Here is a 16494-nt window from a genome sequence, read left to right on the forward strand (position 1 = left end):
GGCGCTCGCTCATGAAGGGAGGATTGTTTTGAAATTGATCCTGACGGCGATGGAACCGAACCTAGCTGACGCCTGGGCGAAGGAATTTCGTGGCGTAGCCAATGTGCAAATTCATAGGGGGTCTATTTTCGACGTTGAGGCGGACGCGCTTGTCAGCCCAGCCAACAGCTACGGCTTTATGGATGGTGGCATTGATGCTCAGTACTCTCGCGTTTTTGGCTGGGATCTCCAGCTTCGACTGCGCCGAGTCATTGTCGACCATCACTATGGGGAGCTCCTGGTTGGAGCCGCGGAAATCGTCTCGACGGGAAATCACAACCATCCCTATCTAATCGCAGCACCGACCATGCGGGTGCCGATGGTGCTCGATCAAAACACCGTCAACCCGTTCCTCGCCACCCGGGCGACCTTGCTACTGGTCCGGCATGGGACGTTCCATACCGAGGCCCTTTCCGGGGCGAAGGTGCGGGAGCATGTCCGGACGATTGCCTTCCCCGGGATGGGAACCGGCGTTGGCCGCGTTCCCGCCGCGCGGTGTGCCAGGCAGATGCGGGCAGCATTCGACCAGGCGCGGCAAGAATCAATCGTTTTGCCCTCCAGTTGGGCCGAGGCTAGTGAGGAACACCAGCTTCTTTACACGGATCGGCCCCGCGGATTGCAGTAGTTCGAGTTTCGCAAGCTTACCCACACCGATATGGACGGCCTCAATCGTCATTCGCCGCATTGAGCTCCTCCGGCCTCAGCCCCTCATTTCCATGATGCGGCCAGGGCAGGAAATTGCGGTCGAAGGCGTCGCTGCCGAAATACTCCAGCGCGCGGTGTGCTTCGGCGCCGTTGAAGGCGGCCTTGTCCATCAGGTGGGCAATGACCTCACGCGCTTGCGCGATCTTCTGCTTCAGTTCGGCAACGGTTGGGTCGGTTGTATCGCTCATGGTTGTTCTCCCGCCCGGCATGCTGTTCATCAACGTGCCCTCCATCAATAGGTAGCGCCTTTGGCCTTGCCGGCAAACAGCATGCTTTTTCTCGACTCTCATCGCTTTTCGTGCCAATTCCCGCGCCATGGCGCTCGACATCAAGATCTGCGGTTTGAAGACCGACCAGGCTATGGCCGCGGCCCTGGCCGGCGGCGCCAGCCATGTCGGCTTTATTTTCTTCGCTAGAAGCCCTCGCTATGTCGGGCCGGCTGAAGCCGGCCGCCTGCGCGAAACGGCGCGCGGCAAGGCTTTGGCGGTCGCCGTCACGGTCGATGCCAGCGACGCCTTCCTGGACGAGATCGTCACGGCGATGCAGCCCGACATGCTGCAGTTGCACGGCTCGGAAACACCCGGACGGGTGGCCGAACTGAAGGCCCGCCATGGCTTGCCGGTGATCAAGGCGTTGCCGCTCAGCGAGGCCGCCGACCTCGGCCGCATAGGGCCGTTCATCGGCGTTGCCGACCGCTTGCTGTTCGATGCCAAACCGCCGAAAGGCTCCGAACTGCCGGGCGGCAATGGTGTGGCCTTCGACTGGCGCATTCTCGCCGGCCTTGACGCCGGCGTCGATTACATGCTTTCCGGTGGGCTCAACGCCGCCAATATCGGCGATGCCCTTCGGCTTGCAAACCCGCCCGGAATAGACATTTCGTCGGGCGTGGAAAGCGCGCCGGGCGTCAAGGATCCGGGGCTGATCGAACAGTTTTTCCGGGCTGTCCGGGCAGCACGCGACGACCGCGCCGCCTGACCGGCTCAAACCAGAGCATGTCCCGGAAAAGTGGAACCCGGTTTTCCGACAAGGACATGCTCAACAAGATGCCAGGAGATCGGCGATGAACAAGCCGGCGACACCAAATTCCTTCCGCACCGGACCCGACGAGCAGGGCATGTTCGGCATTTTCGGCGGCCGTTTCGTCGCCGAAACGCTGATGCCGCTGATCCTCGATCTGGAAAAGAACTGGAACGAGGTCAAGAACGATCCGGATTTCAGAGCCGAGCTGACCGATCTTTCGACCCACTATGCCGGGCGGCCGTCGAAGCTCTATTTCGCGGAAGGGCTGACCAAGCATCTTCGTGAGATTTCTTCGGCGAAAGGCCTCGGGGGCGGCGCCAAGGTCTATTTCAAGCGTGAGGACCTGAATCATACCGGTTCGCACAAGATCAACAACTGCCTCGGCCAGATCCTGCTCGCCAAGCGCATGGGCAAGAAGCGCATCATCGCCGAAACCGGCGCCGGCCAGCATGGCGTGGCGTCGGCCACCGTCGCGGCCCGCTTCGGCTTTCCCTGCGTGGTCTATATGGGCGCCACCGACGTTTCCCGCCAAAGCCCCAATGTCTTCCGCATGAAGCTGCTCGGCGCCGAAGTGCGGCCGGTGACCGCGGGCCACGGCACGCTCAAGGACGCCATGAACGAAGCCTTGCGCGACTGGGTGACCAATGTCGAGGACACCTATTACCTGATCGGCACCGCGGCGGGCCCGCATCCCTATCCGGAGCTGGTGCGCGACTTCCAGTCGGTGATCGGTTCGGAGGCGCGCGCGCAAATCCTCGAACAGGAAGGCCGGCTGCCGGACACCATCATCGCCGCTGTCGGCGGCGGCTCCAACGCCATCGGCCTGTTCCACCCCTTCCTGGATGACAAGGATGTGCGCATCATCGGTATCGAGGCCGGCGGTCGCGGTCTCGACGGCATCGAGCATTGCGCCTCGATGAATGCCGGTTCGCCCGGAGTGCTGCACGGCAACCGCACCTATCTCCTGCAGAACGCGGATGGCCAGATCATGGATGGGCATTCGATCTCGGCCGGATTGGATTATCCCGGCGTCGGGCCGGAGCATTCGTGGCTGCGCGATTCCGGCCGCGTCGAATATGTGCCGATCCTCGATGACGAGGCGCTGGAAGCCTTCAAGTTGACCACGCGCGTCGAAGGCATCATTCCGGCGCTGGAATCCGCGCACGCCATCGCGCATGCGGTGAAGATCGTGCCTGCCATGGGCAAGGACCAGATCGTCATCGTCAACCTTTCGGGCCGTGGCGACAAGGACGTGCACACGGTGGCCTCGATGCTGGGCATGGAGATCTAGGCCCTTTGGACAGTTTCGACTTGGGAGTTGATTATGAGCAAAATTCGTCCAAAGGGCCAGACATGACGACCCGCATCGACCGCCGCATGGCGAAGCTGAAGACCGAAGGCCGCCCGGCGCTCGTCACCTATTTCATGGGCGGCGACCCGGACTACGACACCTCGCTGTCGATCATGAAGGCGCTGCCCACGGCCGGCGCCGACATCATCGAGCTCGGCATGCCGTTTTCCGATCCGATGGCCGACGGCCCAGCGATCCAGGCGGCGGGCCTGCGCGCGCTGAAAGGCGGCCAGACGTTGGTCAAGACCCTGAAGATGGCGGCAGAGTTCCGAGCAGGCGACAATGAAACGCCGATCGTGCTGATGGGTTACTACAACCCGATCTACATCTACGGCGTCGACCGTTTCCTCAAAGACGCGCTGGCCAGCGGCATCGACGGGCTGATCGTCGTCGACCTGCCGCCCGAGATGGACGAGGAACTCTGCATTCCGGCGCTGAAGGCGGGCATCAACTTCATCCGCCTGGCGACGCCGACCACCGACGACAAGCGGCTGCCCAAGGTGCTGCAGAACACATCCGGCTTCGTCTACTACGTCTCCATGACCGGCATCACCGGCTCGGCGCTGGCTGATACCGGCAAGGTGGCGTCGGCGGTGAAGCGCATCAAGAGCCATACCGACCTGCCGGTCTGCGTCGGCTTTGGCGTCAAGACCGCCGAGCAGGCGCGCGTGATCGGCGCCAATGCCGATGGCGTCGTCGTCGGCACCGCGATTGTCAATGCGGTCGCCAATGTGCTGGGGCCGAAGGGTGAAAAGACCGCCGATCCGGCCGAGGCCGTCGCCACGCTGGTCAGCGGCCTTGCACAAGGCGTGCGTTCGGCCCGCCTTGCTGCCGCCGAATAGTTCTCCTACCTCTGGTTTCGTGCATGCCGATATCCCAAAACCGGTTCCCACTTCTGGGCGGCATGCATTAACAACTCTTCGTCAGGACAGGAGCCGAAGCGATGAACTGGATCACCAATTACGTTCGCCCGAAGATCAATTCGATGCTCGGCCGGCGCACCGACATGCCCGAGAATCTCTGGATCAAGGATCCCGAGACCGGCGAGATGGTGTTCCACAAGGATCTGGAATCCAACCAGTTCGTCATCCCGTCCTCCGGCCATCATATGAAGATCTCGGCCAAGGAGCGGCTGAAATACTTCCTCGACGACGGCAAGTACGAGCAGCTCGAGAACCCGAAGGTCGTGCAGGATCCGCTGAAGTTCCGCGACGAGAAGCGCTACACCGACCGGCTTAAGGACGCCAAGGCCAAGACCGGCCTGGAAGATGCGATTGTCAACGCGCTCGGCACCATCGACGGCCTGCCGGTGGTGGTGACGGTGCAGGATTTCGCTTTCATGGGCGGCTCGCTCGGCATGGCGGCCGGCGATGCCATCGTGCACGCTTTCGAGGTCGCCCTGCAGCGCAAGCGGCCGCTGATCCTGTTCGCTGCTTCGGGCGGCGCCCGTATGCAGGAAGGCATCCTGTCGCTGATGCAATTGCCGCGCACAACGGTCGGCGTCGACCGGCTCAAGGAAGCCGGCCTTCCCTACATCGTCGTGCTGACCAATCCGACCACCGGCGGCGTCACCGCCTCCTACGCCATGCTGGGCGATGTGCACATCGCCGAGCCCGGCGCGTTGATCGGCTTTGCCGGGCCGCGCGTCATCGAACAGACCATCCGCGAGAAACTGCCGGACGGCTTCCAGCGCTCCGAATATCTGATGGAGCACGGCATGGTCGACATGGTGGTGTCGCGGCTCGAACTGCGCGAAACCATCGCACGATTGTTGAAGATGCTGCTCAAGATGCCGGAGGCTGAAAAGCCGCTGGAACCGGAAATCTTGCCGCCAGCCGTGGTTGCCGGCGAATCCAGGCCGCAGGCCTGACGCGACACCAGCCGCCGCGAACAATGATTGCGTCATGTCCATGGCGCGCTGTAGCCTTTTGATTGCCATGGCTATTCCGGGATTGATTCTGGTTCTCGGGCCATGCGCCAGGATTCTGTCATGACGACGCTCGCCGCCGACCGCGAAATCGAAGCCCTCATGGCGCTTCACCCGAAAGGCTTCGACCTTTCGCTCGAACGCATCACGCGGCTCTTGGAGCGGCTGGGCAATCCGCAGGACTTGCTGCCGCCGGTCATCCATATCGCCGGCACCAACGGCAAGGGCTCCTGCGCCGCCTTCTCACGGGCATTGCTGGAGGCTTCCGGGCGTCTCGTGCACGTGCACACGTCGCCGCATCTGGTCAACTGGCACGAGCGCTACCGGCTTGCCGCCGAAGGCGGTGGCAGGCTGGTCGACGATGATGTCTTCGCCGAGGCCATTGGCCGCGTCGCCATGGCCAACGAAGGCCAGAAGATCACCGTCTTCGAGATCCTCACCGCCGTCACCTTCATCCTGTTTTCGGAGCATCCCGCCGAAGCCGCCATCATCGAGGTCGGTCTCGGCGGCCGCTTCGATGCCACCAATGTCATCGCCAGGCCGGCCGTGTCGGTGATCATGCCTGTCTCGATGGACCACGAGGCCTATCTCGGCGACCGTGTCGAACTGATCGCGGCTGAAAAGGCCGGCACCATGAAACGCGGCTGCCCCGTGGTGATCGGCGCGCAGGAAAGCGAGACGGCGCTGCAGGTGTTGATCGAAACCGCCGAGCGGCTGGAATGCCCGACCTTCGTCTACGGCCAGGATTTCCTGGCCTTCGAGGAAAACGGCCGCATGGTCTACCAGGACGAGGACGGCCTGATGGACCTGCCGTCGCCGCGGCTGCCGGGTCGTCACCAGTTCGCCAATGCGGCCGCGGCGATCGCCGCGATCAAGGCGGCCGGCTTCGAGATCAGCCATCGCGCCGCCGAAAAAGCGATGACCAGTGTCGCCTGGCCCGGCCGCATGCAGAAGCTGATGCAAGGCCGGCTGGCGGAGCTCGCGCCAAAGGGCGCCGACATCTGGCTCGACGGCGGCCACAATCCGGGCGCCGGGGTGGTTGTCGCCGAAGCCTTGGCCGAGCAGGAAGAAAAGAACCCGCGCCCGCTCTTCCTCATCTCGGGCATGATCAACACCAAGGACCAGAGTGGCTATTTCCGCGCCTTCAAAGGCCTGGTCCGGCATGTCTACACCGTGCCGGTGAGCATGAGCGACGCCGGCGTGCCGAACGACGAACTGGCGATCCGCGCCACGGAAGCCGGGTTGTCGGCAGAGCCGGTCAGTTCCGTCGCCAGCGCGCTGATGCTGCTGCGCGACACCTGGGACGGCCCGCCGCCGCGCATCCTGATCGGCGGCTCGCTCTATCTGGCCGGCGCGGTGCTGGCCGAAAACGGCACGCCGCCGACCTGAGTGCTGTCTCCTGAACGGCTTCGTCGCCCTTCGCGGATGACTTTCTCCAGATCAATGTCGGCGCCGCTGCTTGCAGTCAGGCGGGCATAGAAGGTGGATGCGGGTTCTCGGCCCGCTTCTCGTATCTCGTAGGCTTCGAGCGCGCGTTCGACCACATCGGCTATAGAGCGATTCTCGCGACGGCAAGGCGATGAGCCAGATCGCGTGCTTTTGCACTGCGGACTGAGAGCTGTGATTCGGCCATTTCAAACTCCGGTTTGAAAGAGATATGTGCCAATCCGCTCCAGCCATCAAGACGGCTGCTGATGGCATGCGCATCCGTGCGCATGGGATTTCCAGATTTCCCATGTGCAATCAGCCGTCGAGACGCCGGTTACTTCAGCTCGATCTCGATAAAGGCGTATTCGCCCTCATCGGCGTTGATGACGTCGTGCTCGACGCCTTCCTTGCGGAAATAGGGCGCGCCCTTCTTCATCTCGGCGAAGGATTCACCGTCCTTGGTCAATAGTTTCACCTTGCCGTCCATCAGCGGCACGACGACATAGTCGTGGCCATGGCGGTGCCAACCGGTGTTGTCACCGGGCTGGAAGCGGTATTCGGTGACGATGACGCGCTCATTGTCGATGAAGACGGTGGCCTTGGCGGATCCGGTCATTTTTCTCTCCCTGCTTCTGCTCACAACAGAAGACATGGAAAGCCCTTGTGTGAGGGCCAGAGCAGTTCACCGATGACGCCAACAAAAAAGCCCGGCGCGAGGCCGGGCTTATCGATCCGGTTTTTAAGAACCTCAGGCGAGGTTGCCGTTGATCCAGTGCGACAGCGCGGTCTTGGGCGCGGCACCGACCTTCATGTCGGCCACTTCGCCGCCCTTGAAGATCATCAGTGTCGGGATCGAGCGCACGCCGAATTGCGCGGCAAGCTCGGGATTCTCGTCAATGTTCAGCTTGGCGACCTTCACCTTGCTGCCGAGTTCGACTGCGATGTCTTCGAGCGCCGGCGCGATCATCTTGCACGGGCCGCACCATTCCGCCCAGAAATCGACCACGACCGGCTCCTTGGCGTTGAGCACATCGGCCTGGAAATTGCTCTTGTCGACCTTGACGGTGGCACCCATGCGGAAAAATCCTTTCGAGAGTTCTTTGTCGCACCCAAATGTGGTGGTTGTCGCGCCCTTCTTCAAGCAGGTCTTGTGTCACGCTCCCGTGAGCCGGGCAAGGTCGTCATCCATGGACCGGGCCGGCAGTTCGATCAGCCTTGGCGCTTCGGTAAACAGGAGGGCCGCCTTGACCTCCCGCCCGGGATAAAGCGGCTGCAGCAGGGCGCGATAGAGCGCGAGCTGCAGCAGATAGGCCGGCGGGACTTCGGCGAGAGAGGCGGGTGCGGGCCGGTTGGTCTTGTAGTCGACGATCGAGACCGTGTCCGCGGTGACCGCCAAACGGTCGATCTTGCCGGAAATGGAGCGCTTTTTTCCCCTTACCTCCAGACTGCCCATGATTGCGACCTCGGCTCGAGAGGAGGGCGCGAACAGCTGACCGAGGCTAGGATCGGCAAGTATGGCAATAACCGATGCCAGGGCTTTTTCCCGCTCTGACGAGGGCCAGCCTGCACCGACGCGCGCCAGGTAGCGCTCGGCCGCGCCCTTGCGTCCGTCCTCGGCCATGCCAGGCAACATCTGCAGCAGCTTGTGCAGCGCGAGCCCGCGCAGCACGGCAAAACCGGGCTCGGCGTCGCCGTCCAGCACCGGCGAAGCCTTGTCGACAACGGCTTCCTTGCCCTCATCGATCAGCGCCGAGGCGCCCGACGGGGACAGGGGACGCGGCAGGTCCTCGAAGGGCGGCAAGGCACGGAACAAGGTCGATGGCAACGGGCCGAACGCATCGGCCTGCCGCGCCTGCTCACCGGAGCTCGTCGCGACCGGTGGCAGATTGGTGACATGAAAACGATGCACCGGCTCGCCGCTGGCGGGATGCGCACGCTGTTCGCTTTCGGGCGCGCCGGTCAGCGCGCGGCTAACGATCGAATGCCAGGTGCCGGCATTCGGTGCCCGCTTGCCGTGATAGCCACAGACGATCAGCCGGTCCTCGGCGCGGGTCATGCCGACATAGAGCAACCGGCGATACTCGTCGTCGGCGAGCTCTCGGGCGCGAGCGGCGGCCGTTTTCGAAAAGCCGTTGGCGACATCGGTGGCCGACCGCCAGAGATAGCCCTTGCCGGGCCAATGTCGGCCTGAGCCGTCGAAAGGCATCAGGCGCGGCAAATGCTGGTCGCTGAACGGGGCGGAGCCGCCATCGACCAGGAACACGACCGGCGCTTCCAGGCCCTTGGCCGCATGCACAGTCATGACGCGGACCTCGTCGCGGGTCTGGTCCATCTCGCGCTTGATCTCGGGCCCGGCATTCTCGAGCGTCGACAGGAAGGCCTCCAGCCCTGGCAGGCCAGTCCGCTCCTCGGCAAGACAGAAACTCAGGAACTCGTCGAGAATATCGCCGGCTTCCGGCCCGAGCCGGGCGATCATCTTCCGGCGCACGCCATCGCGTGCCAGCAGGCCGGCATAGAACTCGAACACCGGTTTGAAGGCCGCCTCGTTGGCCCAGATGTCGAGCTGTTCGACGACCGCTGCGAGGGCGTCGCTTTCGCCGGCGTGCTGGCGCAGCGACGCGGCCAGTGAGAGGCCGGGCGGCCTCTGCGCGGCGAGCGTGAAAAGCGCCTCCTCCGGCAGGTCGAAGACCGGGCTGCGCAGGATTGCGGCCAGCGACAAATCGTCCTGCGGCTGGATCAGGAGATGGCCGAGCGCGATCAGGTCCTTGACCGCGATATGGCCGGGCAGGCTCAGCCGGTCGGCGCCAGCAACCGGAATGTCGCGGCGTTTGAGCGCCCGCGTCAGGGCGTGGACGAAACTGTCGCGCTTGCGCACCAGCACCAGCACGTCGCCGGGCCGCAGCCGCTTGCCGCGGCCTTCGATGATCTCGCCGCTGCCGATCCAGCCGGCGATGGTGGCCGCGACATTCTCGGCAACGCGCACCGCGGGGGCATGGGCATGGTCGATAGCCTGCGTCCAGTCGTCGGGCTCGTCGACGATATCGGCGCCGATCGACGGCCACACCTCGACATAGCCCGGCGCATCGGTGCGGATGGCCTTGTGGCTCAGCGGATCGGGATCGTGGCTGATGCCGCGCCGAACGACAGGATCGGCAAAGACGCGGTCGACGGCGGCCAGCACGTCATCGGTCGAACGGAACGACCAGGTCAGCTTGAGGTCGGCGAACGCCGCTTCGGCGCTACGTACCCGGCCGGCGAACAACAACCGGCTGTCGGCGAAGGAGTCGGGCGCCGCACCCTGGAAGGAATAGATCGACTGTTTCTCGTCGCCGACGGCAAAGACCGTGCGATGGATCCTGTCGCGCGCCCCGAAGCCGGCAAAGAATTCCTCGGCCAGCCGCTTCACCACCTCCCATTGGTCAGGGCTGGTGTCCTGCGCCTCGTCGAGCAGGATGTGGTCGATGCCCTGGTCGAGCTTGTATTGCACCCACGGACCGGCATCGGGCCGCGCCAACAGGTTGACCGTGCGGGTGATCAGGTCGTTGAAGTCGAGAAAGCCGCGCCCACGCTTCAGCACTTCATAGCGGGCGATCAGCCAGTCGGCGATGGTGAGCGCCGCGCGCGTGCCTTCCAGCATCCGGAACAGCGCCAGCCGGTCGACGGTTTCGATGATGGCGCCCGACGCCGAGCGATATCGATCGGCGAGGTCCGGCAACAGGTCGGTCAGCGCTTTCTTGAAGGCATTTGCCGGATCGTAGGGCGCGCCATCGGTCTTGAGGAAGGCTCTGGCAAGCAATTGCAGCCGGCGAATCGGATCGCTCTCGGCGAAGGCCTGGCGCGCATAGGGCAGGATGTTGTTCAGCACCGATCTGGCGTCGGTGGATTCGGCGGCCTGGACAAAGCCGGCAAAATAGTCGGGCAGGAAGCCCGGCAGCGGCCACACCGAGCCCGCTATGCCCTCGGCGGTCTGGCCGGGGCGGAGATGGAATTCATCGAACAAGGGCTGGAAGCCATCAAGCCCGACCGCATCGAGGAAAGGCCGCAGCCCGTCACGCTTGCGCACGATCTCGCCGAGCAGGGCATCGAGGCCGGCTTCACCGCCGCGTTCCAGCACGGTGGCGAAGGCGTCGGCCAGGTCCCTGTCGCCGGCGGCCGAAATCATCTCGCGGCGCGCGGTGGCGAAAAGCGATGCCTCCATCTGGCTGTCGAGCATTTCGAAATGGGCGGGGATATTGGCTTCCAGCGGGAACTGGTGGAGCACGGATTCGCAGAAGGCGTGGATGGTCTGGATTTTCAGTCCGCCGGGGGTTTCCAATGCCTCGGCGAACAGGCGGCGCGCGCGGCGCATCGTGTCGCGGTCGGGCCGGCGCCCTTCGAGCGCCTCGATCTTCACGGCCAGCTCGGCGTCGCCGAGCGCCGTCCAGTCCGACAGCGTGGAAAAGACCCGGTTCGACATGTTGGCGGCGGCGGCGCGCGTATAGGTCAGGCACAGGATCTTCGACGGATCGGTGCCATTGAGCAGCAGCCGGATGACGCGTTGGGCCAGCACATGGGTCTTGCCCGATCCCGCATTGGCCGACACCCAGGCGGAATTACCGGGATCGGCGGCGCGAGCCTGGCTTGAAGCGGTGTCGCTCGGGATGGGATAGGCCTTCTTCATGCCTCCCCTCCTTCATCACCCGCATCGCCGCCGGCCGACCATTCGAGCACGCGAGCGAGATGGTCGTAGTCGCCATCCGTCTCGCCTTCGCGAAACGGCAGCGCGCGCGACAGATAGCCGGTCTCCGGTTTGGCATAATGGATCAGCAGTTTCTCCAGCCGCGCCCAAGCCTCTTCGGCGAGGTCGGTCGCGCTCCGCGGTTGACGGTTGTGTTCGAGTATGGACTCCTCGAAGACCTCGCCATTGGGCTTCAGCCGCACGAAGGCCAGCTGCGAGGGCTCGCGCGCGCCCAGATCCTTGAAGGCGCCGCGCCTGAGCAGCGCGCCCTCCAGCGCCAGTTGCGGGGCCAGCAGCGTATGCGCCTGCGCCTTTGATGGCGAGGAGCCGGTCTTGTAATCCAGTATGTCGGCCATGCCACCGGCCAGCAGATCGATACGGTCGGCGTAGCCGGACAGTGTCACGCCGGACTGGTCGACGATGGTCTTGCCGGCTCGCTCCTCGGCATGGCGCCGGACCACCGCATCGGCGCGCGTGCGCTCCCACTCGATGATGTTGGCGGCGAGCTTCTCGAAGCGCGGCCACCACACCGCCTCGACATCGGCCGGAAGGGCAGCCTCGGCAAAACAGGCGCGGCCGGCGGCGATGAGGCCGGCGAGTGCGTCTGGCGCCCGTGGATCGGCCACGCGCGACGAGAACAGATGCAGGATGGCATGGAACAGTGTACCGCGTTCGGCAGCACCAGGGTCGCGGATGAGCGGATCGAGCGGCATCAGGCCGAGTATCCGCCTTGCATAGACGGCATAGGGATCGCGGCGCAGGGTTTCGATCTCGGTGACCGAGAAATGGCTTGGGCGCACCGGCAGCGGCGGCTTCGGCTGCGGTCGCGGCGCGAAATCCAGCTTCGGGCCGGTATCGAGTGCGCGCGCCCAGGCGAGCAACTCGTCGCCGCGCCGGCGCAGTGTTGCCGCCTGGTCGTTGCCGATGAAGGTCAGCAGCCGCTGCAGCCAGCGCGATGGCACGGCGGGCGCGTCGCCGGCGCGGGCCGAGCGCGCCAGCACCACTTTCTTAGCGCCCATGGCCATCTGGAAATCATGCGCGGCGAGGCCGATGCGCCGTTCGGGCGGTTCGAGATCGATGCCGGTTTTCATCAGCCGCGACATGAAGCGGTCGCTCTCGGGTTTGCGCGGCCAAACGCCTTCATTGAGGCCGCCGATGACCATCGTGTCGACATCCTGCAGCCGCGCTTCGAGCGCGCCCCAGATGGCGATGTTTCTGTCGGTACCTTGCGCCGGCTTGACCGTCTCGGGCGCGATCAGCGCGTCCATGACATCGGGCCATTCGCTCGCGACGAACGACAGCGACGCCGAAGCCGACACAAGCCCGCGCAGCAGTTCAGCGAGCTTGTCGCCGGCATCGCCGGCGTAGAGGTCTCCAAGGCCGCCATCGGCGGGGCGACCGAGAGTTTCCAGGGCCACCACGCTGGCTTTGACCAGCGCCGCAAGATCGGCATCCGGCTGGCCGCGAAAGGCCGAAAGCGGTGCCAGCGCTTCTGCCAACCGTGCGAGGAGGGTTCGTGCATCCTCGATGGAGCGCTCGGTGAGACGGGCAAACCAGAAGGGCGGCCGGCTGTCATCGCCGAGGCCTGTGAGGCGGGCCTCGAACAAGTCCGGCAGCGAGGCAATGTCTGGGCGGCCCGTGCCGCCGCGCAGCGCCACCAGTTCGACCAGTTCCGCCGCATGCCGCACAGTAGCGCGTTCGAGACCGAGGCCGAGCAGCGGATGCTTGAGCAAGGACAGCAGGCCGACCGGGTCCCCCGGCCGGAACACCGCCTCGAGCGTCAGCCGGAGCAGGCTGGCCGCGGGCGTGTTGGCGAGCGGCGTGCCGCCGGAATCGTCGGCGACGACGCCGAAGCGTTTGAGCTCGACCGAGACGCGCCGCGCCAGCGCGCGATCGCCGGTGACGAGAGCCGCCCTCTGGCCCGGCGCCTCGACCGCGTGCTTGAGCGCAACGGCGATGGCAATGGCTTCGTCGCGTTCGCTGGCCGCTTCGAGCAGCGTCACATCGGCAAAGGCGCCGGCAATCTCGGCTGCCGAAAATCTGTTGCGGGTCTCGGCCCACAATTCGGTGGTCTCGGCCGGCCGCAGCGCCTCGCCGACGAGGGCGGCGCGAAGCGCAAGCTGCGGCTCGGCCGTGCCGATCTCCTCGACATCCGAGCGCAGCATGCCGATCTTGCCGATCAGCCTGGCCAGGCCATATTGCGGATGGCCAAGCACGGCCGGGCGCGCGCCACGGGCGACAAGCGCCTGGAAGGACGCTTCGTCCAGCGTCCGGTCGAGCCCGGGCAGCACGATGGCGCCGCCCGGCAAGCCAGCTATCGCGGCAAGCAATTCGGCCGTGGCGGGTATCGAGCCGGTGGACCCAGCGGCGATGACCGGCCCGGCCGGCGGATTGCGCCGCAGCCGCGCTGCCTCGGTGCGGATCAGCGCGCTGCGGTGCGCGGCCGGATTGGAGCGGTCGCTCTCTTTAAGAAATTTCGGCCAGGCATCAGTGACGATGCCGAGAAATTCGAGCGTCACCTGCCACCATCCGGCAAGGTTGCCGGTCACCAGATCGGCGAGCTTGCTCCAGTCGGTGCCTTCCGTCTCGATCTCGTCCATCAATGCAGCGAGATCGCGCGCCAGCCAGATCGCATCGGCGGTCGAGGCCGGGATGACGATTTCCTCGGCGAAGAGGGCCGCGACATGAGCGGGCAGCCTGCGTTTCCATGCCCGCACAAGCGGCGTCAGCAGCAACAGGCGCTCGGTAGCGGCGATCGGTGGCGCAAGATCGATTGCAGCCGACGGCTCGGCGTCGAACGCGGCCTCGTCCTCGTCGAACTCGCCGAGCGGACGGATGACCGGCAGGATCGCCGAACCGCCACCACCGCGTGCCTTCAAGCTGTCGACGAAGACACCACGCAAAGCCCGCGCGGCGCGGCGCGTCGGCACATAGATGGTGACATCGGCCAAGGCGAGCGGATCGCCACCGAAACGGAACCCCGGAATCAGCCGGCCGGCAAGCAGCGCCTCGGCCAGCGTCGGCAGAAACGGCGCTCCAGGGGGGATCGAGAAAACGCGGCTTGGGCCGCTCATTGCGGCTCGGTTAGCGCGCCCGCGACCGCCGTTTCGGCCAGCGCGATGGCATCGGGTGTGCCGACGGTGATCCAGCGGCCCTGCATCGGCATGCCGAACAGGCGGTGGGCGGCAATGGCCTTGTCGAAATAGGCGTTGAGCGAATGCGGTTCGGCGGGTGCGTCCTTGAGCAGGCGCGGATGGATGATCGCGGCGCCGGCATAGATCAGGCCTGCCGGATCGCCTTTTGAACGCCGCAAGGCACCATCCGGCGCCACCAGGAAATCGGTGCTGCCACAGTGTCCTGTCGCCTGATGGTGGTCCGCCAGCATCAGCAGAATATCCATTTTCGCCGCGTCCCATGCAAGGGCGAGCCGGCCGAGATTGAGCGGGCCGTGGTCGATCCAGAAGGTGTCGGCGTTGAGGATGTAGAAGGGATTTTGTCCCAATTCCGGCAATGCCTTGACGATACCGCCGGCTGAATCGAGCAGCCGTTCGCTCTCATCGGAGATGATGATCCGTGGCGCGCGACGCGCGGCGACATGGGCGACGATCTGCTCGGGAAGATAATGGACGTTGACCACGGCCTTGGCGACGCCGGCGGCGGCCAGGCTGTCGAGGCCCCAATCAAGCAGCGTCTTGCCGGCGATCCTGACCAGCGGCTTGGGGATCGTGTCGGTAATCGGCCGCATGCGCTTGCCGAGCCCTGCGGCAAGGACCATGGCGGTGTCTGGTCTTGCTGTCACAGCGTTCGTTCCTCAAGCAGCCCATGCGTGTCGTAGAAATCCCGCAGGCTGGCGAGCGCCGGGTGGGACAGCGCCCGGCGCAGATAGTCGCGGATGCGCGGCAGGTGTCTGAGATAATAGGGTTTGCCGTCGCGCTTTTCGAGGCGCACGAAAATGCCGAGGATCTTGGAATTGCGCTGCGCTGCCATGATTGCGTAGGCTTCGCGGAAAGCGTCCGTGTCGAATGGACCGGCGGCCAGGCGCGCCGCGACATAGGCATCCAATGTTTGTCTCTCGATGTCGGGCGAGACAGTGACGCGGGCATCCATGGCGAGCGAGGCGACGTCATAGGCTGCAGGCCCGATCAACGCGTCCTGGAAATCGACGATGCCCAGCCGGTCATGCCCGGAACGGTCGCCGCGCCAGATGATGTTGGGCGAATGGAAGTCGCGCAGCATCAGCGTGTATTCGCTGCCCTGCAGCCGGTCGAAAAGCGCGTTCCATTCCCTGGTGTAGCCCGTGCGCAGATCGTCGCTGGCCGGGCCGCCCGATATCGCCGGCACATACCAGTCGACCAGCAGGTCGGCTTCGATCATCATCGCGTCACGGTCGAAAGGCGGCGCCTCGTACAAGCGGTCCGGTGCCGCTTCAAGACGCCGCGGCCAGGTCTTGCCATGCATCATGGCCAGCAGTTCGGCCGCCGCTGCGTAGCGCGCGGCAACAGGCTCGCCTTCACTGCCGAGAAACCCTTCCGAGCCGAGATGTTCGAGCAGGAGGAAGCCCTGGTCCAGGTCCTCGGCAAGGATTTCGGGGACACTGACACCGCCGGCTTTCAAGGCGCGGTCGATGGCGACGAAAGCGGAGACCGACTGGGCGGTGTGGGCGATCACCGCATAGGGCTTGCCGTCACGCACCGGAGGGCCGAGCACAAGCCGCGGCGAATTCATCAGCACTCGCGGTTCCTGGCCGGCAAGCGTCACGATCTCATAGGAGCGGGCCGAGGCGTCGCCGATGAAATGGCGGCGCTGTGCTTCACCCCATCCGGCGCGCTCGAGAAAACCGCGCATGGCCAGCGATCGCGCCGCTCGGTCGAAGGCCGCCCCTTGCCCCGACAGCCGCGCGAGGCGGCCTTCGCCACGCTGGACGAGTTCGATCAGAACGGTCGTTTCCGGCAGCTCGCCTTCGGCCCGTTCCGGCCATTCGACAAGGGCGGCGCCTTGCGTTAGGGCTTCCTCGAAGCCGAGTTCGTCGAGTTCGCGCGCCGACGACAGGCGATAGAGGTCGAAATGATGGACCGGAATGCGCGTGTCGTAGCTTTGCACCAGCGTGAAGGTCGGGCTCGGCACATCGAGGCGGGCATCGTCCGCCAGCGTCCGGATCAGCGCCCGCGCCAGCGTCGACTTGCCGGCGCCGAGATCCCCCTTGAGCGCCAGCACGTCGCCGGCACGCACCGCCAATGCCAGATCCTCGCCCAGCCGCGCTGTCTGTGTCTCGTCGGCGAGCAAACGCTCCAGCACCGGTTCCGTCAT

The 16494-nt window shown here is 65.0% G+C and carries 13 protein-coding genes and 1 pseudogene; 6 read left to right on the plus strand and 8 right to left on the minus strand.

The window, feature by feature from the left end:
* Window positions 1–28 precede the first annotated feature (28 nt).
* Window positions 29–664: a macro domain-containing protein gene (locus FJW03_RS26115; RefSeq protein WP_140690841.1), complete on the plus strand. Its 636-nt coding sequence runs from the start codon at window positions 29–31 to the stop codon at window positions 662–664.
* Between the two features lie 40 nt (window positions 665–704).
* On the opposite strand, the gene FJW03_RS26120 is transcribed toward FJW03_RS26115, so the two are convergent.
* A complete protein-coding gene (locus FJW03_RS26120; protein ID WP_140606675.1) occupies window positions 705–932 on the minus strand; it encodes a hypothetical protein in 228 nt (75 codons plus the stop codon).
* Between the two features lie 127 nt (window positions 933–1059).
* Here FJW03_RS26120 and FJW03_RS26125 point away from each other — a divergent pair, with 127 nt between their 5' ends.
* The 5 genes from FJW03_RS26125 to FJW03_RS26145 all read left to right on the plus strand — a co-directional run bounded on the left by FJW03_RS26125 (window position 1060) and on the right by FJW03_RS26145 (window position 6431).
* Window positions 1060–1719, plus strand: a complete 660-nt coding sequence (locus FJW03_RS26125; RefSeq protein ID WP_140606676.1) for a phosphoribosylanthranilate isomerase — start codon at window positions 1060–1062, stop codon at window positions 1717–1719.
* Window positions 1720–1804: 85 nt separating this feature from the next.
* Window positions 1805–3055 carry a tryptophan synthase subunit beta gene (trpB, locus tag FJW03_RS26130; protein ID WP_140766315.1) on the plus strand — a complete coding sequence of 417 codons (1251 nt, stop codon included), beginning with the start codon at window positions 1805–1807 and terminating at the stop codon, window positions 3053–3055.
* 62 nt (window positions 3056–3117) lie between these two features.
* Window positions 3118–3957 carry a tryptophan synthase subunit alpha gene (gene trpA, locus FJW03_RS26135; RefSeq protein WP_140606678.1) on the plus strand — a complete coding sequence of 280 codons (840 nt, stop codon included), beginning with the start codon at window positions 3118–3120 and terminating at the stop codon, window positions 3955–3957.
* 101 nt (window positions 3958–4058) lie between these two features.
* Entirely contained in the window at window positions 4059–4985 is a 927-nt protein-coding gene (accD, locus tag FJW03_RS26140; RefSeq protein WP_140766314.1) for an acetyl-CoA carboxylase, carboxyltransferase subunit beta, read from the plus strand.
* A 120-nt stretch (window positions 4986–5105) separates the two neighbouring features.
* Window positions 5106–6431 (plus strand): bifunctional folylpolyglutamate synthase/dihydrofolate synthase, encoded by a 1326-nt coding sequence (locus tag FJW03_RS26145; protein WP_140766313.1) that lies wholly within the window; start codon window positions 5106–5108, stop codon window positions 6429–6431.
* On the opposite strand, the pseudogene FJW03_RS26150 reads toward FJW03_RS26145, so the two are convergent.
* The 7 genes and pseudogenes from FJW03_RS26150 to tsaE all read right to left on the minus strand — a co-directional run bounded on the left by FJW03_RS26150 (window position 6383) and on the right by tsaE (window position 16494).
* Window positions 6383–6675 (minus strand): annotated as a pseudogene (locus FJW03_RS26150) (plasmid stabilization protein). The gene FJW03_RS26145 and the pseudogene FJW03_RS26150 sit on opposite strands and share 49 nt — an antisense overlap.
* A gap of 129 nt (window positions 6676–6804) precedes the next feature.
* Entirely contained in the window at window positions 6805–7086 is a 282-nt protein-coding gene (locus tag FJW03_RS26155; protein ID WP_140766312.1) for a cupin domain-containing protein, read from the minus strand.
* 132 nt (window positions 7087–7218) lie between these two features.
* A complete protein-coding gene (gene trxA, locus FJW03_RS26160; RefSeq protein ID WP_140606682.1) occupies window positions 7219–7545 on the minus strand; it encodes a thioredoxin in 327 nt (108 codons plus the stop codon).
* A gap of 78 nt (window positions 7546–7623) precedes the next feature.
* On the minus strand, window positions 7624–11130 hold the full coding sequence (gene addA, locus FJW03_RS26165) for a double-strand break repair helicase AddA (RefSeq protein WP_140766311.1): 3507 nt from the start codon (window positions 11128–11130) through the stop codon (window positions 7624–7626).
* A complete protein-coding gene (gene addB, locus FJW03_RS26170) occupies window positions 11127–14261 on the minus strand; it encodes a double-strand break repair protein AddB (RefSeq protein ID WP_140766310.1) in 3135 nt (1044 codons plus the stop codon). The genes addA and addB overlap by 4 nt, the downstream gene beginning before the upstream one ends.
* Entirely contained in the window at window positions 14258–14986 is a 729-nt protein-coding gene (locus FJW03_RS26175; protein WP_140766309.1) for a nucleotidyltransferase family protein, read from the minus strand. Before FJW03_RS26175 ends, addB begins: the two co-directional genes overlap by 4 nt.
* The gene (gene tsaE / locus FJW03_RS26180; protein ID WP_140766308.1) at window positions 14983–16494 is read right to left on the minus strand and encodes a tRNA (adenosine(37)-N6)-threonylcarbamoyltransferase complex ATPase subunit type 1 TsaE; all 1512 of its coding nucleotides are present in this window, start codon (window positions 16492–16494) and stop codon (window positions 14983–14985) included. The genes FJW03_RS26175 and tsaE overlap by 4 nt, the downstream gene beginning before the upstream one ends.

This window comes from Mesorhizobium sp. B4-1-4 (assembly GCF_006439395.2).
Taxonomy (GTDB): Bacteria; Pseudomonadota; Alphaproteobacteria; order Rhizobiales; family Rhizobiaceae; genus Mesorhizobium.

Excerpts from the sequence above, each read along its gene's own strand:
- FJW03_RS26120 (WP_140606675.1), bottom strand. The coding sequence starts at position 932 with ATGAGCGATACAACCGACCCAACCGTTGCCGAACTGAAGCAGAAGATC.
- FJW03_RS26125 (WP_140606676.1), top strand. The coding sequence starts at position 1,060 with ATGGCGCTCGACATCAAGATCTGCGGTTTGAAGACCGACCAGGCTATG.
- trpB (WP_140766315.1), top strand. The coding sequence starts at position 1,805 with ATGAACAAGCCGGCGACACCAAATTCCTTCCGCACCGGACCCGACGAG.
- trpA (WP_140606678.1), top strand. The coding sequence starts at position 3,118 with ATGACGACCCGCATCGACCGCCGCATGGCGAAGCTGAAGACCGAAGGC.
- accD (WP_140766314.1), top strand. The coding sequence starts at position 4,059 with ATGAACTGGATCACCAATTACGTTCGCCCGAAGATCAATTCGATGCTC.
- FJW03_RS26145 (WP_140766313.1), top strand. The coding sequence starts at position 5,106 with ATGACGACGCTCGCCGCCGACCGCGAAATCGAAGCCCTCATGGCGCTT.
- FJW03_RS26155 (WP_140766312.1), bottom strand. The coding sequence starts at position 7,086 with ATGACCGGATCCGCCAAGGCCACCGTCTTCATCGACAATGAGCGCGTC.
- trxA (WP_140606682.1), bottom strand. The coding sequence starts at position 7,545 with ATGGGTGCCACCGTCAAGGTCGACAAGAGCAATTTCCAGGCCGATGTG.
- addA (WP_140766311.1), bottom strand. The coding sequence starts at position 11,130 with ATGAAGAAGGCCTATCCCATCCCGAGCGACACCGCTTCAAGCCAGGCT.
- addB (WP_140766310.1), bottom strand. The coding sequence starts at position 14,261 with ATGAGCGGCCCAAGCCGCGTTTTCTCGATCCCCCCTGGAGCGCCGTTT.
- tsaE (WP_140766308.1), bottom strand. The coding sequence starts at position 16,494 with ATGACGGAACCGGTGCTGGAGCGTTTGCTCGCCGACGAGACACAGACA.